At 69.1% G+C, this 25,400-nt stretch carries 25 protein-coding genes; 20 read left to right on the forward strand and 5 right to left on the reverse strand.

The features are described from left to right. Positions 1-32: 32 nt before the first annotated feature. Positions 33-1,364: a substrate-binding domain-containing protein gene (locus U5771_RS11800; protein WP_321897382.1), complete on the reverse strand. Its 1,332-nt coding sequence runs from the start codon at positions 1,362-1,364 to the stop codon at positions 33-35. A 650-nt stretch (positions 1,365-2,014) separates the two neighbouring features. Here U5771_RS11800 and gspF point away from each other — a divergent pair. Then, positions 2,015-3,232 carry a type II secretion system inner membrane protein GspF gene (gspF, locus tag U5771_RS11805; protein ID WP_321897381.1) on the forward strand — a complete coding sequence of 406 codons (1,218 nt, stop codon included), beginning with the start codon at positions 2,015-2,017 and terminating at the stop codon, positions 3,230-3,232. A gap of 8 nt (positions 3,233-3,240) precedes the next feature. On the opposite strand, the gene U5771_RS11810 is transcribed toward gspF, so the two are convergent. Continuing rightward, positions 3,241-3,684 carry a hypothetical protein gene (locus U5771_RS11810; RefSeq protein ID WP_322024133.1) on the reverse strand — a complete coding sequence of 148 codons (444 nt, stop codon included), beginning with the start codon at positions 3,682-3,684 and terminating at the stop codon, positions 3,241-3,243. A gap of 75 nt (positions 3,685-3,759) precedes the next feature. On the opposite strand from U5771_RS11810, the gene gspH reads away from it, so the two are divergent. The 5 genes from gspH (at position 3,760) to U5771_RS11835 (ending at position 7,252) form a co-directional block, all read left to right on the forward strand. Continuing rightward, positions 3,760-4,287, forward strand: coding sequence for a type II secretion system minor pseudopilin GspH (gene gspH / locus U5771_RS11815; RefSeq protein ID WP_322024134.1), 528 nt, complete (start codon positions 3,760-3,762; stop codon positions 4,285-4,287). Between the two features lie 160 nt (positions 4,288-4,447). Beyond that, complete coding sequence (locus tag U5771_RS11820; RefSeq protein WP_321897376.1) at positions 4,448-5,188, forward strand: secretin and TonB N-terminal domain-containing protein; 741 nt, start codon at positions 4,448-4,450, stop codon at positions 5,186-5,188. A gap of 6 nt (positions 5,189-5,194) precedes the next feature. Beyond that, entirely contained in the window at positions 5,195-5,743 is a 549-nt protein-coding gene (locus U5771_RS11825; RefSeq protein ID WP_284891368.1) for an RNA polymerase sigma factor, read from the forward strand. 11 nt (positions 5,744-5,754) lie between these two features. Continuing rightward, entirely contained in the window at positions 5,755-6,756 is a 1,002-nt protein-coding gene (locus U5771_RS11830) for a FecR family protein (protein ID WP_322024135.1), read from the forward strand. Positions 6,757-7,000: 244 nt separating this feature from the next. Continuing rightward, positions 7,001-7,252, forward strand: coding sequence for a FecR/PupR family sigma factor regulator (locus U5771_RS11835; protein ID WP_322024136.1), 252 nt, complete (start codon positions 7,001-7,003; stop codon positions 7,250-7,252). Positions 7,253-7,448: 196 nt separating this feature from the next. Here the strand turns inward: U5771_RS11835 and U5771_RS11840 are convergent, their stop codons facing one another. After that, positions 7,449-8,273, reverse strand: coding sequence for a hypothetical protein (locus U5771_RS11840; RefSeq protein WP_322024137.1), 825 nt, complete (start codon positions 8,271-8,273; stop codon positions 7,449-7,451). 164 nt (positions 8,274-8,437) lie between these two features. On the opposite strand from U5771_RS11840, the gene U5771_RS11845 reads away from it, so the two are divergent. After that, entirely contained in the window at positions 8,438-10,084 is a 1,647-nt protein-coding gene (locus U5771_RS11845) for a type II toxin-antitoxin system Phd/YefM family antitoxin (protein WP_322024138.1), read from the forward strand. A gap of 76 nt (positions 10,085-10,160) precedes the next feature. On the opposite strand, the gene gspK is transcribed toward U5771_RS11845, so the two are convergent. Continuing rightward, a complete protein-coding gene (gene gspK / locus U5771_RS11850; RefSeq protein WP_322024139.1) occupies positions 10,161-11,156 on the reverse strand; it encodes a type II secretion system minor pseudopilin GspK in 996 nt (331 codons plus the stop codon). Between the two features lie 33 nt (positions 11,157-11,189). Further along, a complete protein-coding gene (locus U5771_RS11855; RefSeq protein WP_322024140.1) occupies positions 11,190-11,762 on the reverse strand; it encodes a hypothetical protein in 573 nt (190 codons plus the stop codon). 895 nt (positions 11,763-12,657) lie between these two features. Here U5771_RS11855 and U5771_RS11860 point away from each other — a divergent pair. The 13 genes from U5771_RS11860 to U5771_RS11920 all read left to right on the forward strand — a co-directional run bounded on the left by U5771_RS11860 (position 12,658) and on the right by U5771_RS11920 (position 25,315). Continuing rightward, positions 12,658-14,322 carry a ShlB/FhaC/HecB family hemolysin secretion/activation protein gene (locus U5771_RS11860; protein ID WP_321897366.1) on the forward strand — a complete coding sequence of 555 codons (1,665 nt, stop codon included), beginning with the start codon at positions 12,658-12,660 and terminating at the stop codon, positions 14,320-14,322. Positions 14,323-14,388: 66 nt separating this feature from the next. After that, positions 14,389-16,194, forward strand: coding sequence for a DUF2341 domain-containing protein (locus U5771_RS11865; RefSeq protein WP_322024141.1), 1,806 nt, complete (start codon positions 14,389-14,391; stop codon positions 16,192-16,194). A 19-nt stretch (positions 16,195-16,213) separates the two neighbouring features. After that, the gene (locus U5771_RS11870; RefSeq protein ID WP_124497892.1) at positions 16,214-16,621 is read left to right on the forward strand and encodes an ExbD/TolR family protein; all 408 of its coding nucleotides are present in this window, start codon (positions 16,214-16,216) and stop codon (positions 16,619-16,621) included. 9 nt (positions 16,622-16,630) lie between these two features. After that, the gene (locus U5771_RS11875; RefSeq protein WP_322024142.1) at positions 16,631-17,326 is read left to right on the forward strand and encodes an energy transducer TonB; all 696 of its coding nucleotides are present in this window, start codon (positions 16,631-16,633) and stop codon (positions 17,324-17,326) included. A 92-nt stretch (positions 17,327-17,418) separates the two neighbouring features. After that, entirely contained in the window at positions 17,419-19,233 is a 1,815-nt protein-coding gene (locus U5771_RS11880) for a putative porin (protein WP_322024143.1), read from the forward strand. 12 nt (positions 19,234-19,245) lie between these two features. Then, positions 19,246-19,944: a hypothetical protein gene (locus U5771_RS11885; protein ID WP_322024144.1), complete on the forward strand. Its 699-nt coding sequence runs from the start codon at positions 19,246-19,248 to the stop codon at positions 19,942-19,944. Positions 19,945-20,001: 57 nt separating this feature from the next. After that, entirely contained in the window at positions 20,002-20,577 is a 576-nt protein-coding gene (locus tag U5771_RS11890) for a YbjN domain-containing protein (protein ID WP_322024145.1), read from the forward strand. Beyond that, entirely contained in the window at positions 20,577-21,017 is a 441-nt protein-coding gene (locus tag U5771_RS11895) for a hypothetical protein (RefSeq protein WP_322024146.1), read from the forward strand. The genes U5771_RS11890 and U5771_RS11895 overlap by 1 nt, the downstream gene beginning before the upstream one ends. A 94-nt stretch (positions 21,018-21,111) precedes the next feature. Next, on the forward strand, positions 21,112-22,002 hold the full coding sequence (locus tag U5771_RS11900) for a peptidylprolyl isomerase (RefSeq protein WP_322024147.1): 891 nt from the start codon (positions 21,112-21,114) through the stop codon (positions 22,000-22,002). A gap of 6 nt (positions 22,003-22,008) precedes the next feature. Continuing rightward, positions 22,009-22,860 (forward strand): hypothetical protein, encoded by an 852-nt coding sequence (locus U5771_RS11905; RefSeq protein ID WP_322024148.1) that lies wholly within the window; start codon positions 22,009-22,011, stop codon positions 22,858-22,860. A 49-nt stretch (positions 22,861-22,909) separates the two neighbouring features. Beyond that, complete coding sequence (locus U5771_RS11910) at positions 22,910-23,278, forward strand: hypothetical protein (protein WP_321897353.1); 369 nt, start codon at positions 22,910-22,912, stop codon at positions 23,276-23,278. Positions 23,279-23,315: 37 nt separating this feature from the next. Continuing rightward, positions 23,316-24,770 (forward strand): Do family serine endopeptidase, encoded by a 1,455-nt coding sequence (locus tag U5771_RS11915; RefSeq protein WP_322024149.1) that lies wholly within the window; start codon positions 23,316-23,318, stop codon positions 24,768-24,770. Between the two features lie 68 nt (positions 24,771-24,838). After that, entirely contained in the window at positions 24,839-25,315 is a 477-nt protein-coding gene (locus U5771_RS11920) for a YbaB/EbfC family DNA-binding protein (protein ID WP_322024150.1), read from the forward strand. The last annotated feature ends 85 nt before the right edge of the window (positions 25,316-25,400 follow it).

Genomic DNA, 25,400 nt, shown 5'->3' on the forward strand with positions numbered 1-25,400 from the left:
AACAGGACGCGTCGAATCAACCGTGATTCGAATTAACGACCCACGAACTGGAGGCAGCTGTTCGCGTTGTTGATGTCCAGACCGTAAGTGCTGGTGTTGCTCAGGAAGTCGGCCACGATCGCAGTCTTGAAGCCCGACGGAACGGTGTCGAAGCCGTTGCCGTGCACGACCGATGCGTAGCTGGCGTTCGTGTAGTGGTTGTTCAGGAAGCTCTGAACATTCGATGCCGCCGTGGCATCGGCATAGCACTGGCTCAGGATGATCTGGCTCGTGCCCGAAACCGGATAACCGGCAGACGGATTGGCCAGGGCCGTATAGGCCGTACCGGAGACCGGCACCCACTGCGTCGGATCTGCTGCGGTGGCCTTGGTCGACGGTGCCGAAATCGTGCCGAGCGCCGTCGTGGCATTCGCATACGTCGGCGCGTAGTACTTCTTGTCCGTCGTGTTGTACAGGCTGGCGATCGGCAGTTGCAGTGCGCCCGACGACGTCACGACCGAGCTTTGCGACGCGAGGAACGTGTTCGTGTAGTCCGGGCTCAGGTACGCGACGGCAGCCGTACCGGCCGACGACAGCGAAGCGAGCGAACCGCGCACGCCGCCGCTGCCCGAAGCCGCGACGAAGTTCGCCGGCACGCCGGACGGGAATGCCGTCGTGTTCGCGAACGTCAGCGAATCGACGAACGTCACGCCGGCCTTCGTGTTGGCCGTCGTGCAAACGGCATGCAGGTGGCGGGTCAGCAGTTCGGACGTGCCGCTGCTATCCGAACGGTAGACGACGGAGATCGCCTTGTTGAGCGGGTAGACCGAGCCGGTTTCCGGGTTGGTGACCTGGTTCCAGTTCGTGAGCTTGCCCGAGAAGATGCCGCACAGGTCGTCGTCGTTCAGCGCGATGCTGTGCGCCTGACCCGGCGTCGTTTGCGGCGTCGTCGTGCTCGTCACGGTCGGGCCGTTGACGACCGGCACCGTGATGGCCGTCACGATGTACGGGATCTGGATCAGCGGGCCGTCCGTCGTGCCGCGGCCCGTGTTGTTGTAAGCGGTGACCTGCGCGGTCGTCAGCGCCGCATCGCTGTTCGCGAAGTGGACCGTGCCCGTGACGCCGGCACCGAAGTACGTCGGCTGGTTGTTCAGGAACGCGTTCTGGCCGGCACCCGAGCCGACCGAGTAGTACGTGAACGTGCCGCTGGCGGTGCCGTACAGGCCGAATTCGCCGGCAGCCGGCGAAGCGGTGCCGAGCGTCGGTGCGACGAGCGACGAGCCGCCGCCTTGAATCACCGGGCCGGCGGCCATGGCGAGCGATGCGCCCATGCCCGAAACGACGAGAGCCAGGACCTGACAGATCTTGCGCTTGCTGGATTTCATGAGAAATTTCCTTGGACGAAGATAAACGGGAACCCCTGCTACTGCGGTTGGAATACTTGTGGACCGCCGGGTAAATGTAGGGGGAAATCCGAATGACGCGTGTGAATTTTTCATAACGAATGGTGCGTAACATTTTGATCGAGCAAGCCATTGCGTTATTGGAATGGGTAAAGCGGCTATTCGATCGTTATTCAGTGCGATTCGGGCGTTCCAGATGTTGAGATGGCGCCTGGGTGAATAGTGGAGCGCTCTGGAAGGTGCTTGGGATGGGGCTTCCGAACCCGTCGCAACGTACTATCCCAACTCCAAGTCAGTTTCGTGGCGGATGCTACGGAACATTTCGAACGTCATCTATTGGTTGATGTTTTTGTCGCCATGTTGAAATCGATTGTATTTTTAAAATGGCGAATTCAATCCATCTTTGTCGAACGATTAATGTTTGAACGGATGGCGGTGCCATCAAGGATGAAATCGTTTCTGCGTGATATGGAAAACATCCCGCGGTAATAAGCCCCGCCCGAAAAGGTAGCCCAACATCCGTCACAAATTTGCGCCGGTTCGCTCCTTAGTCTTCCCCGGGCGACTCCATCCGCCACGCCGCGCGAAGCCATCGAAGGAAGCAGTCGCGCACGTGACAGGAGAACCCCGGCATGTCGGCATTCCGCTACGAAGCGATCGATCCCACCGGCCGCACGCTGAAAGGCGTGCTCGAAGCCGACAGCGCACGCTCCGGTCGCAGCCAGTTGCGTACGCAAGGCCTCACGCCGCTCGTCGTCGAACTGGCCGGGCAGCGTCTGCACGGCGAGCGTCATCAGCGTCTGTCGCTCGGCCGCAAGCTGTCGCAGCGCGAGCAGGCGATCATCACGCGCCAGCTCGCGAGCCTGCTCGTCGCGGGGCTGCCGCTCGACGAAGCGCTGTCGGTGCTGAGCGAACAGGCCGAACGCGAATACGTGCGCGAACTGATGGCGTCGATCCGCGCGGAAGTCGTCGGCGGGCATTCGTTCGCGAACGCATTGACCCAGCATCCGCGCGACTTCCCCGACATCTACCGCGCGCTCGTCGCGGCCGGCGAGCACACGGGCAAGCTCGGCGTCGTGCTGTCGCGGCTCGCCGACTACATCGAACAGAGCAACGCGCTGAAGCAGAAAATCATGCTCGCGTTCACCTACCCGGGGATCGTCACGCTGATCGCGTTCGGCATCGTCACGTTCCTGCTGAGCTACGTGGTGCCGCAGGTTGCGAACGTGTTCACCAGCACGAAGCAGCAGTTGCCGACGCTGACGGTCGTGATGATGGCGCTGTCGGATTTCGTGCGGCATTGGTGGTGGGCGTCGCTCGCGGCGGCGATCGCGATCGGCTATGCGATCGGCAGGGTGCTGTCGCGCGACGGGCCGCGCATGCGGTTCGATCAGTGGCTGCTGGGCGCGCCGCTCGCGGGCAAGCTGGTGCGCGGCTACAACACGGTGCGCTTCGCGAGCACGCTCGGCATTCTCACGGCGGCCGGCGTGCCGATCCTGCGCGCGTTGCAGGCAGCCGGCGAGACGCTGTCGAACCGCGCGATGCGCGCGAACGTCGACGACGCGATCGTTCGCGTGCGCGAAGGCTCAGCGCTGTCGCGCGCGCTGGCCCATACGAAGACGTTCCCGCCGGTGCTCGTGCACCTGATCCGTTCGGGCGAAGCGACGGGTGACGTGACGACGATGCTCGATCGCGCATCGGAAGGCGAGTCGCGCGAGCTGGAGCGCCGCACGATGTTTCTCACGAGCCTGCTCGAACCGCTGCTGATCCTCGCGATGGGCGGCGTGGTGCTCGTGATCGTGCTGGCCGTGATGATGCCGATCATCGAGCTGAACAACATGGTGCAGTGATGCGCGGCTCAGCGCACGAACGCGTTGGCCTTCTCGGCGGCGGGCAGCGCGATCTCGCGTTGCAGGCCGTTGCGATCGACGACGATCGAGCGCGCGCGCACCTCGGCGAGTTTCGCGGCTTCGCCGATCGCGGCACCGAGCGACACGACGCGCGACGCATCGCCGCCGACGCTGACGATCGCGGCCGCACGGCGGGCATCGAACGCGAGCACGCCGAGCAGCTGGATCGCGTCGCGGCCGTCGTCGGGTTTCGCGCCGAAGAGTCGTGCGCCGGCCGTGACGTCGATGGGTGCGGGCGGCGCGGGTGCGGCAACCGGTGCAGCGGCCGCGGTCAGCGCGCGCACGGCCCACGCCGACACGGTGACGAGCGCGGCCGCGGCGGCGAGCGTTGCAACGATAGGGACGAGATCGGCGCGGGACGGAACGGTGCGGAGCAGGGCGAGCGGTTTCATGGCGATCGATCGGTTCGAATGACGGATGAAAGAAGACGGAACACGCTTTCCATTCTTTGACGCGGGGGTGAATGCATGATGACGAGGCATGACGAAGCGCGAACATCGCACGCGCAGCGGCCGCATGGACGCACGCATCGCGGCGTGCAACGCGGCTTCACGCTGCTCGAGATGCTGGTCGTGCTCGTGATCGTCGGGCTGCTGGTCGCGGTGGTGACGCTCGCGCCGTCGCGCAATCGCCGCACCGATCTCGCCGAGGAGGCGCAGCGTCTCGCGAACCTGCTCGAATCGGCCGGCGACGAGGCGCAGGTGCGCTCGATGCCGATCGCATGGCAGCCGGTCGGCGGCGGTTACCGGTTCGTGCAGCGCACCGAAAACGGCGCATGGGCGCCGATGACGGACGACCTGTATCGCGCGCGCCGCTGGGGCGCCGAGGTGACGGCCGTGTCGGTGCGTTACACCGGCGGCGGCGACGCACCGTCGCGCGTCGTGCTCGGCAACGAGAGCATCGACGTGCCGGTGACGATCACGCTGTGGTCGGGCGACGTACGGATGGCGGTCGTGGGCACGGGGATCGGCAACTTCGTCGTGCGCCGGCCGTGAGCGGCGCGACGCAGGCGCGCCGGATTGATTCGATCCGCGGCACGCTTCACCTGACTGTCACAGTGCCCGCTCACAATCTGACGTTCGCTTGCGACGGAACCGCTCGCGGGGGAGCGCGTTCCGGCACGCAGCGTGCAACTCCACTTCCGACCAGGGATTCATGACTCGTTCACGGGCGCCGACCGGTGTCCTGGCGCTTGTCGCGTGGCTCGTGTTCGTCGTGCTGTGCATGCGCGGCGCATACGCGCAGGAGACCGGTTCCACAGGCCGCCCGCCGGGCAGCGTCGCGCATTTCGATCTGCCCGCGCAGCCGCTCGCGAAGGCGTTGCAGGACTTCGCGCGGAGGACCGAACTGATCGTGCTGGCGCCGGCGCCGTTGCTCGACGGGCGCACGAGCGCGCCGGTGCAGGGCGATTACGTGCCGCGCGACGCGCTCGAGCGGATGCTGGCCGGAACGGGGTTGCGTGCGGAATTCTCGCGTCCGGACGAAGCGATCATCGTCGCGCAGCCGGCCGCCGAGGCGGTGCCCGCCACGGCCGACACGCCGGCGGACGCCGCGCTGCCGATCGACGGGATCGGCGATTCCGGCGAGCGGCGTGCGTTCGCGGGCCTGCTGCAGGCGCATCTGATCGATGCGTTGTGCGCGCAGCCGGCGGCGGTGCCGGGCAGCTATCGACTCGTCGCGCAGGTGCGCATCGACAACAGGGGGGCGGTGGTGGCGGTCAACATGGTGGCATCGAGCGGTTCGGCCGCCCGCGACGCGGCGGTGATGCGCGCGCTGCGCGCGCTGAAGCTGGACGATGCGCCGCCGGCGGACCTGCCGCAGCCGGTCACGATCCTGTTGCGGCCGGCCGGCAACGGCGTGCACTTCCGCTGTCCGCCGACGGCGTCGCGAGGCTAGGCCGCCATGTCCGACACCACTCGCACCGGGCTCAGGAAGCTGCTGGCGACGCGCTACGCGTACCTGGTCAGGCGTCTCGAACGCGTGACGGGCTCGAAGGACGGCGCGGCCGACGCGCTGCACGAGACCTGGCTGCGCCTCGAAAACGCGAACGTGTCCACGCAGGTGACGAACGCGGACGCCTATATACTCGGGATGGCGAACAATGTCGCGATCGACCAGCATCGCCGCGAACGCCGCCATCTGCACGACGACGATGTCGAGACGCTGCTCGAGACACCCGACGAGCTGGCCGATCCCGAGCGCATCGTCGCGGCGCGCCGCAAGGTCGATACGCTGAAGGACGTGCTGCGCGGCCTGCCGCCGCGGCGCCGCGCGATCCTGCTGGCCGCCCGCGTGGACGGCCTGCTGAATCGCGAGATCGCCGAGCAGTTCGGCATCTCGCTGCGGCTCGTCGAAAGCGAACTGAGCGCGGCGATGAAGTACTGTCTGCAGCGCATGCAGGAAGACGGCGATTCGTACACGGGCTCGCGAGGCGGGCCGCGTAAATTTTGAGCACCCGGACGATGACGAAAGCCCAGGCCGAACCCGCCCACGACGCACTCGACGAAGCGAGCGCGTGGCTGCTGCGTCTGCGCTCGGGCGACGCGAGCCAGGCCGAGGCCGCTGCATTCGAGCGCTGGTGCGCCGACCGTCCGCAGGCGGCCGCGCTGCTGCGCGACACCTGGGGCTCGCTGCGCACGGCGGCGACCGAACTCGCGCACGAAGAGCGCACGGCCGCTGCCTGGGCAAACGTTGCAAGGCGCGAGCGCACGATGCGCACGGGCCGCCGCGCGTTCATCGGCTTCGCGGTGGCGGCGGGCGCATCGTGGCTCGCGGTGCGCCCGCCGCTGCAGCTGTGGCCGTCGCTCGGCGACCTGGCCGCCGATTACCACACGGGCACCGGCGAGCAGCGCAGCGTCGCGCTGTCGTCGCGCGTGACGGTGGCGATGAACACGCAGACCCGCGTCGACGTGCTGCCCGCGAGCGATGCCGATGCCGCGCATGGCGTCGAAGTGGTCGCCGGCGAGGCGGAGATCGACGCGGCGACGCCGCCGGCCGACCGTGCGACGCCGATCCAGCCCGTCACCGTGGTGGCGGGCGACGGCCGCATGCAGGCGACGGTCGCGCGCTTCAACGTGCGGCGTACCGGGTCGCAGGTGTGCGTGACCTGCCTGTCCGGCACGGTCGCGCTCGCGCATCCGCGCGGCGCCCGCACGCTGAAGGCCGACGATCAGGTCGTCTACGACGATCGCGGCGTGCAGCCCGTGTCGCGCGCCGATCCGGGTGCGGTCAGCGCATGGCGGCGCGGGATGCTGGTGTTCAACGGCGTGCCGCTGTCGGACGTCATCGACGAAATCAACCGCTATCGTCCGGGCAGGGTCGTCCTGCGGCGGGCCGCGCTCGGCGCGAACCGGATGCAGGCGCAGTTTCCGATCACGCGGCTCGACGACGTGATCGACATGGTCGGCCGCCTGTACGGCGCGCACATCACGCGTCTGCCCGGCAACATCGTGCTGCTGAGCTGACCGGCTTTTCCCGCCTTTATCCCTTCTTCGGTACGCGACGCGTTCGCGCTGCCGCGGGCTGGCCGCGCGCTGCGGGTTACGGCCTGCCGATACGACCTGATCAATGAGGGCCGGCAAACGCCGGACGGCCGTTCGCGGCCGCCCGGTGGAGCGTCGTCGGATCCGAGGCGTGGGTGGCAAGCGCCCCGGCCGCGCAGCGGTGCGGGGGAGGGGTGTCGAGGGAGCTTCGGGCGGTGGCGTGATCATGAACGAATCGCAACGGGATGCGGATTCCGGCGACGCGAACACGCGCGCCGACGCGATCCGCGAAGGCGCGGTGCGCTGGCTGCTGTGGTTGCGCACCGGCGATACGACGGAACGCGAACTCGACGCGTTCCGGCGCTGGCGCGCGCAGAGCGACGAGCATGCGCGCACCGTCCGCGAACTGATCTGGATGTGGGCCGTGCTGGAGAGCGTCGGGCGCCAGGAACCGGGCGGGCCGCCTCGCACGCATTGACGGGCCGGCGGCGCGGGCATTTCCGATCTGCCGCGGAATCGTTTTCATCCGCGCGCATCCGGGGGCTGCAAGAAATTCTGCGGGTTACGTGCGCCTGCTTCGACCTTGTATACGAGAGAGCGAGGGGGCCGTGTAGCGGGACCGGGACTCCGGATCGCCGCCGGCGTGGGGCGCGGTGTGCCGCGGGGGCCGGCGATCAGGTCGTCGCGCCGTCGTCGAGGTTCGCACGCGCACCGCGCCAGGCGGCGTCGAGCGGGTCGTCGGCGTCGCGCAGCGGTTCTCGCAGAAACGGAAAGCGTTCGAAGAACGGTGCGGATTCTTGCAAGGCCACGATATGGTTGACCATCCATTGCAGCAGCTCGCCGCCGTGCCGGACCTGTTCCTGGCGCCAGTCCGGCATCGTCGCGAAGAGTGCCGAAAAGCCGCTCCAGCGCGACGGACGGTCGTTGTCGCCGGGCCGGAAGTAGGTGTTCATCGCGACGTCGTTCGCGCCGGTGAGCGTGCCGACGAACAGCCCGTGCGGCGTCGGCACGCCGATCTGCTGCCAGTGTTCCACGAGCGCGAGCGAGCGCATCACCCGCGCCACGACGAACGCGATATCGGTTTCGTGCTCGATCTCCGCCAGCGTCATCACGCCGTTGCGCTGCATGCAGCGCGCGACCGCGTGCGGCCGGATCGTGTTCGACGCGAAGCTGCGCAGCAGGAGGTCGGGCACCGTCAGTTGCAGCTGGAATTCGCGCAAGCCGTGCTCGGCGCTCATCGTCGAGAAGTTGACGAACAGGCCTTCGGCCCGGCCGAGCACGCCGACGTACGGATCGAGGCCGAGGCGCGCGAGTTTCGGCGCGATCTGGCGGCCGAGCAGCCGCATCAGGTTGCGGCGGTTGCGCACGCCGGTGAAATCGTCGAGGCCGCGCGTGACGAGGTCGCTGATCTCCCAGCGGCGCTCGTCGGCGAGCAGGCGCGGCGAACGGCTCAGGTCGAACCGGGCGCGGCCGTGCGCCACGCGTGGATCTACGTACATGCCGGTGCCTCGTGCGTCGATTGCGGGCGGAGCGCCGCGATGGCATGCGGCCGTGCGCGTCCGGTTGCCCACGATGCTGCGGCGTCGACCGCGGCCCGTCAAGTGCGATCGTGCGGTGGCGACCAATTGCGGGTGCGGCGGTGCGAACGGTACGGGGTGTCCCGATGATGCGCGCGGTGGTGGAACGCTTCGTCGAACAGAGCCCGATGGCGATCATGACGCGGCTCGTGCTGCAATGCGCGCTGCACGACGACTGGCTCGAAGCGGCCGCCGACACCGACGGCGAACCGGACGACGAGCCGATCCGCGAGGCGCTGTTCGCGCTCGCGGTCGACGCGATCGCGACGATCGCCGCACGCGCGCGCACGCCGTCCAGTGCGGCCGGTGCCGCGCCGCTGGGTGTCGGGGCCGCGGTCGCCGCGCTGCACGACGGAATGAGCCGCTTGCGCGCCGGCTGGGGGCGTGCGCTGGTGCGGGACAGCGCGGAACTGCTGCTGCCGATCACGACGGTGCGGGCCGACGAGCGCGGCTTTGGCGGGATGCGGCTGCGCGTGCTCGACGGCGCGGCTGACGCATGTGCGCCCGGCCTGGCTGCCTGCGATTGCGGGCGCGCCTGTGACGATCCCGCGCGCGATGCGGCCCTCGGTGCCGGCATGCGCGTGCTGCCGGTCTACGATCCCGATCTCGGCTTGATCGTCGACGTGCTGCCCGTCGAACGTGGCCGGCAGCACGCGCGCGCATTCGTCGCCGCCCTGCTGGAAACGGTGCGTCCCGGCGAGCTGTGGATCGTCGACGGGCGCTTCGATGCGGATGCGATTCTGTCGGGTTGGCCGCGTCGCGGCGGTGCGTTGATCCTGCGCGAGTACGGCTCCGCGAGCGCGTGCCGGCCGCTCGGCGAATGGCATCGCGCGGGCGTGTTCGACGACGGGATCGTGCGCGAACGGCCGGCAGGCATGACCGGCGACGGCGTGACGCCCGGCACGTTGCGGCGGATCGAATGGCGTCGCGCGGCGGCCGACGGCGAACCCGGCGCCACGGTGACGCTGCTGACGGACTTGCCGGCCGCGCAGTTCGACGCGGTGCGGATCGTGCAATTGTCCTGTCGACGCTGGCGCGACACGTTGCCGTTGCCGCTCGAACCGGTGCTGGAAGGCGCGCCGTTCGGCGACGCGCCGGCGCGTGCGTCGCTGCTCGCGTGCGGGATCGCGGCACTCGCGTATAACGCGTTCAGCGTGATGACGCAGGCGGTCGGCGCGGCGCTCGATCTCGATGCGCGCGACGCCGAGCGTCTTCCGTCGCATATCGCCGATGGTGTCGCGGCGATCTACGCCGGGATGATGATCGCGCTGCCGCCAGACTGGTGGCGCCGCTACGACCAGTTGCCCGCAACCACCCTCGGCCAGATCGTGCGGCTGCTGGCCGTCCATGTCGATCCGCGCAGCGAGCGCCGCAAGCGCCGCGACAACCGGCTGTCCGCGAAATCGCAGGCATTGCTGCACGCGGCGACGCTCGAGCGGCTGTTGCACGACGACGGCGACGATGCCGCCACCAACGTGTTCAGCCTGCGCACGATCGCGATGGCGACGCGCGATTTCAGCAGCAATCCGTCGAAGGCGCTGCGGCATGCGGGCGAGGCGCTGGTGATGGTCACGAAATACAACCGGCCGATCGCGCTGCTCGTGTCGATCGACGACTGGAACCGGCTGCTCGGCGAAGTGCGCGAGACGAGCCTCACGCGGCTGACGTTCGATTGCGCGGTGACGCCGCAGGGCGCGCGCGCGGTCGGGTTGAGCGAGTCGTCATTGGTCTAGGGCGGCGGTTCACGCGCGATTCGATGCATGGCGCGTCATCGAGATGCATGCAGCGGCGCAATCCGCACGGCCGGCTTCAACTCGTGAGCCGCCGCACCCAGATCACCGACGTCCACGTGAAGTTGCCGCTGCCGTAGCGCGCGATCAGCGTGTCGACGCGCGCGTTGATCCGCGCCGAATGCACGCGGCAATGCACGATGAAATAGCCGCTGCTGACGCCCACGGCCGAGCCGTCCGGCAGCGTCGGGTTGCCGCCCTGCGCGGGCAGCAGATATTCGGCGATGTCGCCGGTGCTGACGAAATACGCGGTGCCGCGCCGGTCGACGAGCCGTTTCGCCTGGCTCGTCGACAGCCTGGGAATCGCGGCGACGAGCACCGGTTCGGCCGCCGTGTTGGCGTTCACGACGGTGAGGTCGGGCAGCACCGTCACGAACGGCGCGAGCGCGTCGATCGCATGCGTGTCGTAGCCGGGAATTCGGGCGAGATCGTCGGCGGTCACGAGCTGCAGCGGCCAGCCGCCGGGGTCGTTCGTGTCGCGCAGCGAGCGCAGCATGTAGTCGGCCGTCGGTTGCGCGAGCGCGGGGTCCAGCGCGAGCTCGCCGAGCAGGCGTCGATACGCGAGCACGCCTTCGGCGTTCGCCTGCCACGGTTTGCCCGGCGCGATGCGCGCCACGAGATTCATCAGGTTGAAGCGGGCCTGCGCGTCCTCGACGTTTCCGGAGATCGATGCGCGCGCAAGCTCCGCGTTGACCGCAACCGCATCCGGCGGCAGCAGGTCCGACAGCGGCACGTCGGCGAACGGCGCCGACCACGGCTGGCCGACGAAGGTCACGTTCGACGTCGCGTTCTGCGCACGCAGCGTCGCGCGCGCCCATTCGACCGCGGCACGCTCGACCCACATCGTTTGCGTCGCGAGCCGCTGGTTTTCCACGTCGCGTGTCGCGACCTGCTGGCGCCACAGCACGCTGGCCGCGAGCGTGGCCGCCAGCGCGACGACGAGCAACACAGTCACGATCGCGATGCCGCGTGCGCGCGGCGCACGTGTCGCGCCGGATCTTCCGTATCGATGCATTCGTGTGCCCCCGCGGAGTGGGCGCAGCCGCATTCAGGCCTCGAACGCCAGCCACGCATGCGCGATGCTCGCATGCGCGGATGACGTGACGCCGAACATCGCGGCGATCCCCGTGACCCAGAACGCGAGCGTCGCGGGGCGGACGTCGTCGCCGTCGACGGCGAGCGGCCCGACCAGCGCGGCGATCGAATGCGAGCGCCACAGCAGCAGCACGAACAGCGTGCAGCCGAGTGCCATCGCGACGAAGAACATGAACAGCGCGACCGTCGAGCGCCGCGTGAACGGCACGCGATGATGGCGCTGGTTCGTCGTGACGATCGCCACGCCGTTCGCGACGGGCACGATCGCCATTGCGAGCGCCCAGAACAGCGGCTGGTCGCTCGACGCATTGATCAGCAGCAACGTGCCGATCGTCCAGATCGGTGGCGCCAGCAGCGTCAGCACGCACCACGACAGCAACTGCCACGCGAGCCATGGCGCGCGCCAGCGCAATGGACGGCGCCGCGCGGCATGACCGTCGGCGGACGCGCGCAGCGGGTTCGGCGGCGCGGCGGCGCCGGACAGCCTCCCGGCGAGCCAGCGTACGAGCATCGTGGCGAATGACATGGATCGAACCCCGTCGTCGATGTGTTTTTCTCATTAGCTAGGACGGATCGAGTCGCGCGAAACCGCAGGTTTTCGTGAGGTCCGCGCGCGTGCCGTGCCGGCCGGTCGCACGTAAACGATATCGCGCGCGCCGTCGCACTCCGTTTCGTGAATATCTTCAGCGGAATGTCACAAAAACTTCCCGGTAGAAACCCGACGATTGTCGGGCCGCACGCGGGTGCGTCGCGTTTCGCGCGATACCCGCCGGGCGGCGACACGTTTGCCGGCGACGCATGCGAGTGCGGCGCCGTAGAGCCATGACGGCCGGGCAGGCGATACGCACACGAAACGGGGGCCACGCACATTCCTGTACGGCAATCCGCGCGATCGCGCGCGGGTGTCTGCCGTGCGCGCATTGCAGGCCGCACGCTGTCCGCGACGCCGTTGGATCGGCGCCACCGACAGCGTGACCACGCGAACCGACCGGCCGGCTGCATGCCTTCGGCGTTGCGCTGGACGGTCCGCGCAAAAAAGTCTGCGGCAATGCGTGCTTCGTTCCGTCTAGGTAGGTGAGAGCGGCAAGCCGGTGTGCCGCGCGTGATCGCCGCTCGTTTGCGTTTGACGCGGTCGTGTCGGTGGTTGCGGGTTTTCCGACGACGTTTCGTCCTTTCCGATAGACACCGTCGAGTCGGTTCGAACAGGAATCCGGTTCTTGCGGCGTGACGGCGAACACGCGAACGGCGCAGCGATCGTATCGACGGATGCCGGTGATGCCAGTATGAAAAAGCATCATGCGGATCATGATAAGGATGACGAATAAAGCGTCATCAAAGTGAAACAGGCATTTGATAGCGGGGCGAGGCGGCTTGCACGGCGCGATTGTCCTGCGATCCGGAACAACAAAGGGGAATGGCGCATGCCGCCGAGAGTAGACCGCAAGTCACGCGAACGATGGCGGCTGCAATGCCGATGCCTGGCCGGCGCCGTGCTGGCCGGAGGGCTGTGCGTCGCATCGGGCGTCCGCGCGCAGGAAGCCGCCGCGGCACCGGCCGCCAACGCGGCAGCGTCGGGATCGTCGACGCCGCAGACGTTCGACGTGAACGCGTTCGTCGTGCGCGGCAACACGACGCTGCCGACGCTCGAGATCGAGAAGGCCGTCTATCCGTTCGAGGGGCCCGGCCGCACGCTGGCCGACGTGAACGCGGCGCGCGATGCGCTGCAGAAGGCCTATCAGGAGCGCGGCTATCAGTCGGTCGTCGTCGAGCTGCCGCAGCAGCAGGTGAAGAACGGCGTGATCCTGCTGCAGGTGGTCGAGGCGAAGGTGGGCCGGCTGCGCGTCGACGGCGCGCAATACAACTCGCCGCGGAACATCCGCGACGCGGTGCCCGCGCTTGCCGAAGGGAAGGTGCCCGACTTCAACCAGGCGCAGCAGCAGCTCACCGACCTGAACCGCTCGGCCGACCGGCAGGTGATTCCGGTGCTCAAGCCGGGCGCGATGCCGCAGACGGTCGACGTGGATCTCAAGGTCGACGATCACAGTCCGCTGCACGGCACGCTCGAGCTGAACAACGACAACAGCCCCGGCACGTCGACGCTGCGCACGAGCGCGAGCCTCAGCTACTCGAATCTGTGGCAGCTCGGCCACGTGATTTCCGGCACCTACGTGATCGCGCCGCAGCATCCGAACGATGCGCGCGTCTATGCGTTCTCGTATCTCGCACCGATCAAGGATACGCGCTGGAGCTTCCTCGCCACCGTCGTGCACTCGGACAGCAACGTCGCCTCGGTCGGCGGCACCAACGTGCTCGGCAAGGGCACGACCTACGGCTTCACCGCGATCTACGCGCTGCCCGCGTCGGAAACCTACGCGCACTCGGTCAGCATCGAGATCGACCGCAAGCATTACGACGAGAACGTGAGCCTCGTGGGCCAGACCTCCACCGCGCCGCTGACCTACGTGCCGGTGACGTTCTCGTACAACGGCCAACTGAGCCTGAAGAACTCGCAGACGTCATTCTCCGCGTCGCTGACGACCAACATCCGCGGCCTCGGCAGCGACTGGGGCGCATGGGACAACAAGCGCTACAACGCGACGCCGGATTTCGTGTACGGCAAGTTCGACGTGAACCATACGCAGCGCTTCGCGAACGACATGCAGGCCAACGCGCACGTGAGCGCGCAGATTTCCAACTCGCCGCTCGTGTCGAGCGAGCAGTTCGCGGCCGGCGGGATGAACAGCGTGCGCGGCTATATGCAGGCGGAGGACACGGCGGACAGCGGCGTGATCGCATCGCTCGAACTGCGCAGCCCGTCGCTGTCGAAGTGGCTCGGCGGCGCGGTCGGCAGCCGCGTGAACGAGTGGCGCTTCCACGCGTTTTTCGATGCGGCGCACCTGTGGCTGCTGAGCCCGCTGCCGGAGCAGACGTCGCGCTTCAACCTGATGAGCGTCGGCGTCGGCACGCGGCTGCAATTGATGAAGTACGCCAGCGCGGATTTCGAGGCCGGATGGCCGCTGAAGGCGGGCGTCTATACGCGGCAGTACAGCCCGCGTTTCGATTTTTACGTACGGCTGGGGTTCTGACGGATTTTTTTTGACCGTGCGGGGCGATGCGACGAGCACCGCGCCCGCACATTCGGGGAGTGGATCGTGAAGCGAGTCTTGTTTTTCCTGTTGGGGGTGATGCTCGGCGTGCTGCCCGGCATCGCGAACGCATGGTGGCAGAACGACTGGTCGTACCGGAAGGCGATCACGATCGACGCGAGCCCGAAAGGCGCGAACCTCGCGGATTCGGCGGGCCGCGTGCCGCTGCTGATCCGCCTGCATTCGGGCAACTTCCAGTTCGATGGGCTGGCCGACAACGGCGCCGATATCCGCTTCGTCGCGGCCGACGACAAGACGCCGCTGAACTACCACGTCGAACAATACGACCCGGTGCTCGGCGTCGCGCTGATCTGGGTCGACGTGCCGAAGATGCCGGCGGGTGCGGCGGAATCGATCTGGATGTACTACGGCAACAAAAAGGCGCCGGACGGCGGCAAGCCGGCCGAGACGTTCGATCCCGACTACACGCTCGTGTACCACTTCAACGGTGCATCGGGCACGCCGCCGAAGGACGTGACCGCGTATGCGAACAACGCGCAGAACGCGACGTTCCGCACGGTGGAGGACGGCATCGTCGGCAAGGGCGCGCGCTTCGACGGCAATGCGTCGCTGACGCTGCCCGCGAGCCCGTCGCTGAACCTGCCGGCCGGCGGCAGCTTCACGTTCAGCGCGTGGGTCAAGCCGGCCGCGCTCGCGCCGAACACGCTGATTTACAGCCGCCGCGACGGCGCGAACGCGCTGCTGATCGGCCTCGACAACGGCGTGCCGTTCGCGGAAGTCGCCGGCGCGGCCGGCAGCGCGGCGCCGGTGCGCACGCCGGCCGTGTCGCCGGTCGCCGCGAACCAGTGGACGTATCTCGCGGTGACGGCCGACGGCAAGAACCTGACCGTCTACGTGAACGGCAAGCAGGCCGCGCAGGTCGCGGCGGCGCTGCCCGCGCTGAACGGCGTCGCGACGGTCGGTGCCGATGCGGCCGGCGCACCGGCGGGCTTCGCGGCCTACGCGGGCGCGCTCGACGAACTGCGGCTGTCGAAGATCGCACGTTCGCCCGCCACGCTCGCGGTCGATGCGCTGGCGCAGGGTTCGGAGTCGAAGCTGGTCGCGTACGGCGCGGACGAGAAACAGTCGGGCTTCGGCTTCGGCTACTTCGGCGTGATCGTGCAGTCGGTGACCGTCGACGCGTGGGTCGTGATCACGATCCTGCTCGGCATGGCGTTCGTGTCGTGGGTCGTGATGTGGACCAAGGCACGCTACGTCGGCACCGTCGACAAGGCGAACCAGTATTTCGTGCAGCGCTTTCGCGAAGTGGCGGGCCGCCACCTGGTCGGCCTCGCGCACGTCGACGAGGCGAGCGTCGAAGGGCGGCGGCTGTACCAGTCGTCGCTGTACCGGCTCTACCAGTCCGGCGTGCATGAAATCCACAGCCGGATGGACGGCAACGGCCGCACGGTGATCACGAGCGAATCGATCGAGGCGATCCGCGCGTCGATGGACGCGACGCTCGTGCGCGAGAACCAGCGGCTGTCTAAGTCGATGGTGCTGCTGACCATCGCGATCTCGGGTGGCCCGTTTCTCGGGCTGCTCGGCACGGTGGTCGGCGTGATGATCACGTTCGCGGCGATCGCCGCGGCCGGCGACGTGAACGTGAACGCGATCGCGCCGGGTATCGCGGCCGCGCTGCTCGCGACGGTGACGGGCCTGTTCGTCGCGATCCCCGCGCTGTTCGGCTACAACTACCTGCTGATCCGCAACAAGAACGTGACCGCGAACATGCAGGTGTTCGTCGACGAATTCGTCACGCGCCTCGCCGAAGCGCACCGCACGCCGGATCACGCGGTGCTGGCCGACTGAACGCACGCAGGAGACCACCATGCAGGTTCAGGACGACGACAAGCCGTACGACGACATCAACATCACGCCGATGCTCGACCTCGCGTACGTGCTGCTGATCATCTTCATCATCATGACGACCGCGTCGGTGCAGGGAATCAAGGTCGATCTGCCGAAGGCGAGCTCGTCCGCGAGCCTCGCGAAGCCGAAGACGAAGGCGATCACGGTGGCCGATTCCGGGCAGATCTTCCTCGACGCGTATCCGGTGACGATGGACGAACTCGAGAGCCGGTTGCGCACGGAGAAGGCGACCAATCCGGAATTCCCGATCGTGCTGAAGGGCGACGCGGCCGTGCAGTACCAGAAGGTCATGGACGTGCTCGACCTGCTGCGCCGCCTCGACCTGTCGCAGGTCGGCCTCGTGACCGGCAAGGCGAAGCAGGGTTAGGGCCGCGCGATGGAGATGACCTACAACGGCGGCCCGCCGGACAAGGGCCCCGGCCGCTACGCGAAGCCGGTTGCGATCGCGCTGGCGCTGGCGGGGCTTGCCGCGCTGATCTGGCATTTCGCGGGCGATACCGCGGGCGTGAAGCGCGCGAGCGCGCCGCAGGTGACGACGGTGATTCCTTTGCCGCCGCCTCCGCCACCACCGCGGAAGCCGCCGCCCGACAAGGTGAAGGAAGAGGTCAAGACGCCGGTCGAGCGGCCGACGATCGCACCGAAGCCTTCCGAGGCGCCGAAGCCGTCGGACAACCAGCCGAAGCAGATGACGATGAACGCGCCCGCACAGGCCGGCACCGACAGCTTCAACATCGGCGCGGGCGACGGCTCGGGGATGGTCGGCAGCGGCGGAGGCGGCAAGTTCGGCAATGCGAGCTACGCGCAGTACATGGTGTACGTGCTGCAGCGCGCGATCGAGCAGGACAAGGGCGTGCAGGAAGCCGGCGGCGCGCGCTTCGCGGGCAGCCTGAACCTGTGGATGGACGCGTCCGGACGCATCACGAAGGTGACGGTCGCGCAATCGACCGGCGACGCGAAGATCGACGCGGCGGTGATCGCGGCGGTCGAGTCGCTCGGCCGGGTCGACGAGGCGCCGCCGCCCGCGACCGCGTATCCGGTGCTCGTCAGGCTGCAGGGGCGCAAGCCGGCATGACGAACCGCGCGCGAATGACGAATCAATCCACGGGGCAGGTCCGTCGCACGGATGCTGCCGGAAAAGAAACGGAAATTGTTCGGAGTGCTTCGATGATTCACAGGATGAACGGACGGGGTGCGGTGCCCCGCAGCGGGGCGCTGCCCGCGCGCCTGTCGCGCGTCGGCGCGGCGGTGCTGACGCTCGGGCTGACGTGCGCGTCCGCCGCGCACGGGCAGTCGCTCGAGGCGCAGGCCGCGTCGGGCAAGGCCGCGCCGACGGAGAGCGTGGTGATCAACCTGATCAACCTGCTCGTCAAGCGCGGCGTGCTCACGCAGCAGAACGCGAACGAGCTGATCAGCGAAGCGCGCACCGAGGCCGTGCAGGCGCGGGCCGCGCGCGGCGCGGGCGCGCCGGTGGTGGCCGGCGCGGGCGTGGTCAACCCGCCGACCCAGCCGGGCGACGTCGCGGTGCCGTACGTGCCGCAACTCGTGCGCGACCAGATCCGCGACCAGGTGAAGCAGGAGGTGATCGCGCAGGCGAAGGCCGAGAACTGGGCGCAGCCGAACACGTTCCCCGACTGGGTGTCGCGCATCAAGCTCGACGGCGACATGCGCGTGCGCGACGAATATCACTTCTACGGCAGCCGCAACGCGAACAACGTGACGAACTTCGCGGCGATCAACCAGGGCGGCGGGTTCGACATCAACCCGAACACCAACCTGACGCAGCTGCCGACGCAGAACACCACGCAGAACCGCAACAACCTGCTGCGCTACCGCGCGCGGCTCGGCGTGACGGCGACGCTGTCCGACGACATGATCGCCGGCCTCCAGCTCGCGAGCGGCAACGACAACGGCCCGGTGTCCACCACCGGGACGGCCGGCGGCGGCTGGGGCAAGAAGAACATCTGGCTGAACAAGGCGTTCTTCGCGTACCGGCCCGCCCCGTGGCTGAACCTGACGGCCGGCCGCTTCGACAACCCGTTCTTCAAGTCGGACCTGGTGTTCTCCGACGACCTGATGATGGACGGCCTCGCCGCGAACCTGCGCCATGCGCTGCCGTGGAATCCGGACGTCACGCTGTTCGGCACGCTCGGCGTGTTCCCGATCCAGTACACGAGCGAAAACTTCCCGTCCAACAGCACCGACAAGGCCGGCAGCAACACGAAGTGGATGTTCGGCGCGCAGTTCGGCGCGGACTGGAAGATCGATGCGAAGAACCGGCTGCGCGGCGCGGTCGCGTACTACGACTTCCAGAACATGCGCGGCACGCTGTCGTCGCCGTGCGCGCTGTATCTCGGCGCGACCAGCTGCAGCACCGACAACGAGGCGCCGACATTCATGCAGGGCGGCAACACGCTGATCGCGCTGCGCAACATCGTGCAGAACCCGAACCTCGCACCGGGGATGACGCCGCAGCCGCAGCTCTTCGGCCTGGCCTACAACTACCGGCTGCTCGACCTGAAGGCGCAGTGGGATACGGTGGTGGCCGACCGCTTCAAGCTGCGCCTCGACGGCGAATACGTGCGCAACCTCGCGTACAACGACAACAAGGCGTTCGCGGCGGCGTCGCTGCCGGTCAACAACTACGAATCGACGTCGGTGAACGCGACGCGCGCCGATTACCGCAGCGGCCCGAACGGCTTCCTCGCGAAGGCGACGATCGGCGAGCCGGAGCCGCGCGAGAAGGGCCAGTGGAATTTCTCGATCGCGTACAAGTACCTGCAGCCGGACGCCGTGCTCGACGCGTTCAACGATCCGGACTTCCATCTCGGCGGCACCAACGCGCGCGGCTACGTGATCGGCGCCGCGTATGCGGTCGCGCGCGACACGTGGGTGTCGGCCCGCTACCTGAGCTCGAAGGAAGTGTACGGGCCGCCGGTCTCGATCGACGTGCTGCAGCTCGAGCTCAACGCTCGCTTCTGACCGGAGCCGGGGATGAACACGACCTATCGCACGATGCTGGCGGGCGCGCTGCTGCTGGCGGCCGGCGGCGCGCACGCGCAGAGCATCGAGGACAAGCTGCGCAGCCAGTTGCGCTCCACCGTGCAGGAGCTGCGTCAGTTGCAGGAAAACCAGGCGCAGTTGCAGGCCGACAAGGCCGTCGCGGAGAAGCAGCGCGACGACGCACTCGCGCAACTGAAGGCGGCGCAGGGCCAGCTCGCGTCGGCGCGCGGCGACTCGGGCGCGCAAGCCGCCGCGACGCGCGCGCTCGCGGCGGAGCGGGCGGGGCGCGAGCAGGATGCGCGGTCGCTCGCGAAGTACAAGGCGTCCTACGAGGACCTGCTCGCCGTGTCGCGTGCGCGGGATGCGCAGCATGCGCAGGCGCAGAAGGACGTCGCCGCGCGTGACACGCAACTGAAAACCTGCCAGGCACACAATGCGGAGCTGTATCGCGTGGGTCACGAGATCCTCGACGCGTACGAGCATGTCGGGATCGGCACCTTCTTCGCGTCGCGGCAGCCGTTCGCGCAATCGGCGCGCGTGAAGTACGACGATCTCGCGCAACGCTACGGCGACGCGCTGTATGCGGGCAAGTACGACCCGGCCGCACGCGTGCCGGCCGCGACGCCCGCGTCGGCAACCGCCGCATCCGCTGCAACAGCCGCATCCGCCGCATCCGCGAGTGCGCAATGACCCTGGGCCGGCACCGTCCTTGAACCGATCGATTCGTTGAACACCGGGAACACAGACATGCAAGACACGCAACCGAATACCGCCGACGAACGCGCGGCACACGACGCGCCGATCGAAGCCATCAGCGCGGAACGCCTCGCCGACCTCCTGCGCCGCGCGGGCTACCGCGTGACGGTCGCCGAACAGAACGGCGCGATGCAGCTGATGAGCGCGAGCCAGGGCGTCGGCTTCGCGGTGCGCTTCGGCAATCCGGCCGCCGGGCTCGTGCCGCAAGGTACCGATGCCGCGGCGATCCCGTACATCGATTACACGCTGTCGTGCGTGCTGCAGGTGCAGGGCGACTTGCCGGCCGAACTCGTCGCGAACTGGAACCGCACCAAGCGCTTCGCGCGTCTCGCGAGCCACGGCGCGTTTCTCGCGCTGGAGATGGACGTGGTGGTCGCGGGCGGCGTGTCGGAACGCCACCTGCGTTCGACGGTCGAGCTGTGGGACCGGCTGATCCAGGAATTCCTGCTGCACCTGCGCAACCGTCCGGCGATGGCCGAGCAGGACGCGGCGGCCCGCGTGGCGGCGGTCGGCGAAACGGCTGCACCGGCTGTCACCGCGGCACCGGCCGAGGTCGCGGCGCAGTGATGATCGCCGCGAGCCGGCGTGCCGGCCGCCGGATCGGCGCAGCGCTGCGCGCGCTGCTGCGGGGGCACGCGCTGCCCGACGCACGCGCAACGGCCGCCGACGAGGCGCCCGCCGCGTGGCTCGCGTATGCGGACGGCGTCGCGCGGCGGCTGCAGGCGGCGATCGACGGCGACGACGCGGCCGCGTGCCGGCTGCGCGCGCACGTCGGGCGCTGGGCCGACCGGCTGGCGGACACCGGCGACGATCGGGTCATGCTGCCGGTGCGCGCGTGGCTCGACCGGCGCGGGCACGTGACGCGCGTGGACAGCGCGCCGGCCAGCGATCCGGCGGTCGACGTCGCGCTGCGCGACGCGCTCGTCGGCCGCGCGGTCGGCACGGCGCCGCCGCATGGAATGACCCAGCCGATCGTGCTGCGCATGACGCTGTCGAGCCTGCGCTAGCGCGAGGCGGGACGAACGAGCGAACGTAACGACGCGCCTGCCGCGCGACCGGCGGCGGGCGCGATTCAACAGCAATCGAGAGGGCAGTCGAACCATGATGACGAAGATGAAGACGCTGGCGATGGTGGCCGGCGGCCTGCTGCTGGCCGCGCCGCTCGCCGCGCACGCGCAGGACGACGTGATCGCGAACGCCGCGCAGGCGTCGGTCACGCAGGCCGATATCGCGAGCCTGCTGAAGGCGGTGAGCCCCGAAGGGCGCGAGCGGCTCGCGGCCGATCCGGCGGCGCTGGACCAGGTCGTGCGTTCGACGCTCGCGCAGAAGGCGGTGCTCGCCGAGGCGAAATCGAAGGGCTGGGAAAAAGAGGCGCAGGTGCAGACCGCGATCGAGCAGGCACGGCGCGACATCGTCGCGCGCAGCTATCTCGCGTCGGTGAGCGCGCCGCCGGCCGACTATCCGTCCGACGCGGAGATCCAGTCCGCCTACGAGCAGAACCGCGCGGCATTCACCGCGCCGCGCGCGCTGCACGTCGCGCAGATCTACCTCGCGGTGCCGCCGAATGCCGACGCGGCGACGCTCGACGCCGCACGCAAGCAGGCGGCCGATCTCGCGAACCGCGCGCGCAACGGCGATTTCGCGACGCTCGCGAAGGCGAATTCGCAGGACAAGGCCAGCGCGGCGAACGGCGGCGATCTCGGCTTCGTGCCGGATTCGGTGATGCTGCCGGCCGTGCGGCAGGCGGCCGATGCGCTGAAGCCGGGCCAGGTGTCCGCGCCGGTCCGCACGCCGTCGGGTTTCCACGTCGTGAAGCTGCTCGAGGTGCGCGCGGCCGCACCGCGCCCGCTCGCCGACGTGAAGGAACAGGTGCGTACGATGCTGCGTGCGCAGCGCACGCAGCAGAACGCGCAGGCGTACCTCGCGAAGCTGACCGCGAACGCGCCGATCAACGAAGACGCGCTGAAGAAAGCGCTCGCGGCTGCCCGGTAGGCGCCCATGGCACCTGTCCGTTCGACGCCGCGCGTCGCGGCGCCCGATGCGCGCACGCCGGGGCGGCGGCGCGTGGCCGCCGCGCCCGATCGTCCGCGCCTGCCGAAGGCGAATCCGTGGCCGGGCCGGCCCGGCGAATGGCCGACGCATTGTCCGCTGTGCTTCGGCGCGCTGGAGCCATTGCCCGGCGCGGGCGGCTATGCGCGGCACCGCAGCGCGCGCTGCTCCGCGCAATGCGTGCTGACGACGCGGCAGTACCAGCCGGACGAGCTCACGATCCGCGGCTCGCGCGACGTGCAGGTCGCGGCGCGCCATCGCGAGCGGTTCGTCGCGCAATGGGCGCGTCACTACGCGTTGATGCGGCACGCGTGGCCCGCGCTGACGATCGAGCGGTTCATCGCGGTGATCGCGTGCATGGACGTCGCGGATCTCTGGTCGTACCGGATGCTGCGCGACGACGATCTCGCCGCCGTGCTGCTCGCGCTGGCCGGCTTCCTGCGCGTGCCGGATGCGCCGGTCGGCGACGGGGTGGCCGCCGCTGCGCCAGGGGCTGCCACGCTCGCGCTCGCACCGACGGTGCGCTGGGTGCGGTTCTGGTTCGATGCGAGCGTGCGCGACGTCGGCGACCTGTGGACAGCGGGCAGCGATGCGCCGCGGCTCTTTCGCGTCGACTATCGGGAGCCGGTCGTCACGCCGTATCCGACCGGCGCGCAGGTGCATGCGTGGCAGCCGGTCGACGGGATGCGCGACGCCTGGACTCGGGGCGCCGATGCGCGCGCGGTGGCGGTCGACGCGGCCGAGCGCGCGGCGTTCGAGCGCTTTCTGGCGCGGCCGACGGCGCACGGCGCAGGTGCGTGAACGGGCGAATGCACGAGGGCCAGGCGGCCATGATCGAGGGGAGGCGCGGATGAAGAGGCGACTTGAGGTTGTGGTGACGATGGCGTGCGTGCTGCAGATCGCAGGCGCGCATGCGCAGGGCGGTCGCGCGGCGGCGGCCGAGCCCGGTTCGGCCGCGAAGCCGGTGTGCGTCGACGCGGAAGTCGACGGCAAGCGCGCGCTGTCGTACGACTGCCTGAGCCGGCAGCTGAAGCCGACAGCCGAAGCGCAACCCGGCGGCGCGTCGCAGACGGATTCGGAGCGGCTGTCGAAGCAGCCGTCGAATCGCCTCGGCACGTTCAACCTGTCGACCGAGCAGAACCGTTTCGGCACGAACTGGGGCCGCTCGGTGACGCCGCAACGGCCCGACGCGCCGGTCGCGGTGCCGCCGCGGCCATGATGGCGGCCGGCATCGGGAATCGACGGGGAGCGGCGACATGAACGTGCGCGTGAACCTGGGCCGGGCAGCGCTGCTGAGAACGATGATGAGCGGGCTCGCCTTCGCTTTTGCCCTTGCGTGCGCCTGCATGGCGGCGACGGCCGCGACAGCCGCGACCACGGCCGCCGAGCGAGCCGCGCTCGCCGCGGACCGTCCCGCATCCGCCACCGTCGCGCTGCCGAACTTCGCGGCGCTCGTGCGGCGCGTGGGCCCCGCGGTCGTCAACATCAGCGTCACGCGCGAAGTCGCGCAGATGGGCATCCAGTTGCCGCCCGGCATCGCGCCCGATCATCCGCTTGCGCCGTTTCTCGCGCGGCGCGTGATCGGCAACCGCGAGGAGGTGAGCCTCGGCTCCGGCTTCATCGTCAGCGCCGACGGCGTGATCCTGACGAACCGGCACGTGGTCGGCGACGCGACCGCCGTCGACGTGAAGCTGACCGACAAGCGCCAGTTCAAGGGGCGCGTGATCGGCAGCGATCCGGTGTCCGATGTCGCGGTGATCCGCATCGACGCGCGCAATCTGCCGGTCGTCGCGACGGGCGACCCCGCGCGCACCGAGGTCGGCGACTGGGTGATGGCGATCGGTTCGCCGTACGGGTTCGCGAACACCGTCACGCAAGGCATCGTCAGCGCGAAGTCGCGTTCGTTGCCCGGCGAGCGCGCGATCCCGTTCATCCAGACCGACGTGCCGATCAATCCCGGCAATTCGGGCGGGCCGCTGTTCGATCTCGACGGCCGCGTGATCGCGATCAACTCGATGATCTTCTCGAAGACGGGCGGTTATCAGGGGCTCGCGTTCGCGATCCCGATCGACATCGCGCTCGACGTGAAGGATCAACTGCTGCGCACCGGCAAGGTCACGCGCGGCCGGCTCGGCGTGGCCGTGCAGGAAGTGAGCCAGGCACTCGCGCGCTCGTTCGGCCTCGCGAACCCCGACGGCGCGCTGATCACGATGGTCGAGCCCGACGGTCCGGCCGCGCATGCGGGGCTGCAGGCGGGCGACGTCGTGCTCGCGGTCGACGGCAAGCCGGTCGCCGAATCGGCGGACCTGCTCGGCACGATCGCCGGCATGCGCGCGGGGCGGCAGGTCGACCTGCTCGTGTGGCGCGCGGGGCGGGCGATGCACGTCGGCGCGACGGTCGGCGCGTTCGACAGCGGGTCGGCGTCGGCCGGCGGCGCGGAAGGGCCGGCGCGCTTCGGGCTCGCGCTGCGCGCGGCGACCGAGCAGGAACGGCAACGGCTGGGCGTGAGTCAGGCGCTCGTCGTCGAACAGGCGAGCGGCCAGGCGGCGCGTGCGGGGCTGCAGCCCGGCGACATCGTGCTGTCGGTCAACGGCACGCCGGTCGCGAACATCGGCGCGCTGATGGCCGAGATCGACGCCGCGCGCGGCAACGTCGCGCTGCTCGTGCAACGCGGCGGCACGCGGCTGTATGTGCCGATCGAGCTCGGATGAGCGGGGCGGGCGATGCTGCGCGCGGTCCGTTCGGGCACGCGAGCGATACACGGGAAACGGGAGGCGCGATGACGCGTAGGTGGGAAGGGACGATATCCGGGTGGCTGCGCGCGTGCCTTTACGCATGCGTGCTGGCCGTGTGCATGCCGGTCGCGGCACAGACGACCGACGTGCCGCAGCCGTGGATCAGCTATGCGCAGCTCGTCGGCCGCCAGTTCCAGGCGTGGCTCGAAGCGGACGGCGACGCGGCCGACCGGCTGCATCGGTATCTGGAAGAGCGCGTGCTGAACGCGCGTGCCGATGCGCCGCCGCCGGCGATCGTCGTGCGCGCGTGGATCGGTGCGAACGGGGCCGTCACGCGGGTCGAATTCGCGTCGCTCGGCTCGGCCGACGCGGATGCGACGCTGCGGCAGTTGCTGACCGCGAGTCCGCTCACCGAAGCGCCGCCGCCGGACATGCTGCAGCCGCTGCGGGTGCGCTTGCGGTTGACGCCGAATCCGGAAGCGGCGGCCGGCGCGCCGGCGGCGGCGGCGCGTACGCCGTGACGTTGCGAGTGCGGCGGTTCGGCGTGTCGGTCGAGCGCAGGTACGCACCGACGACGGGCGATAGTGCGGCAGGTTTCGCGCGGAC

This window comes from Burkholderia sp. BCC1977 (genome assembly GCF_905339595.1).
In the GTDB taxonomy this organism is placed as follows: domain Bacteria; phylum Pseudomonadota; class Gammaproteobacteria; order Burkholderiales; family Burkholderiaceae; genus Burkholderia.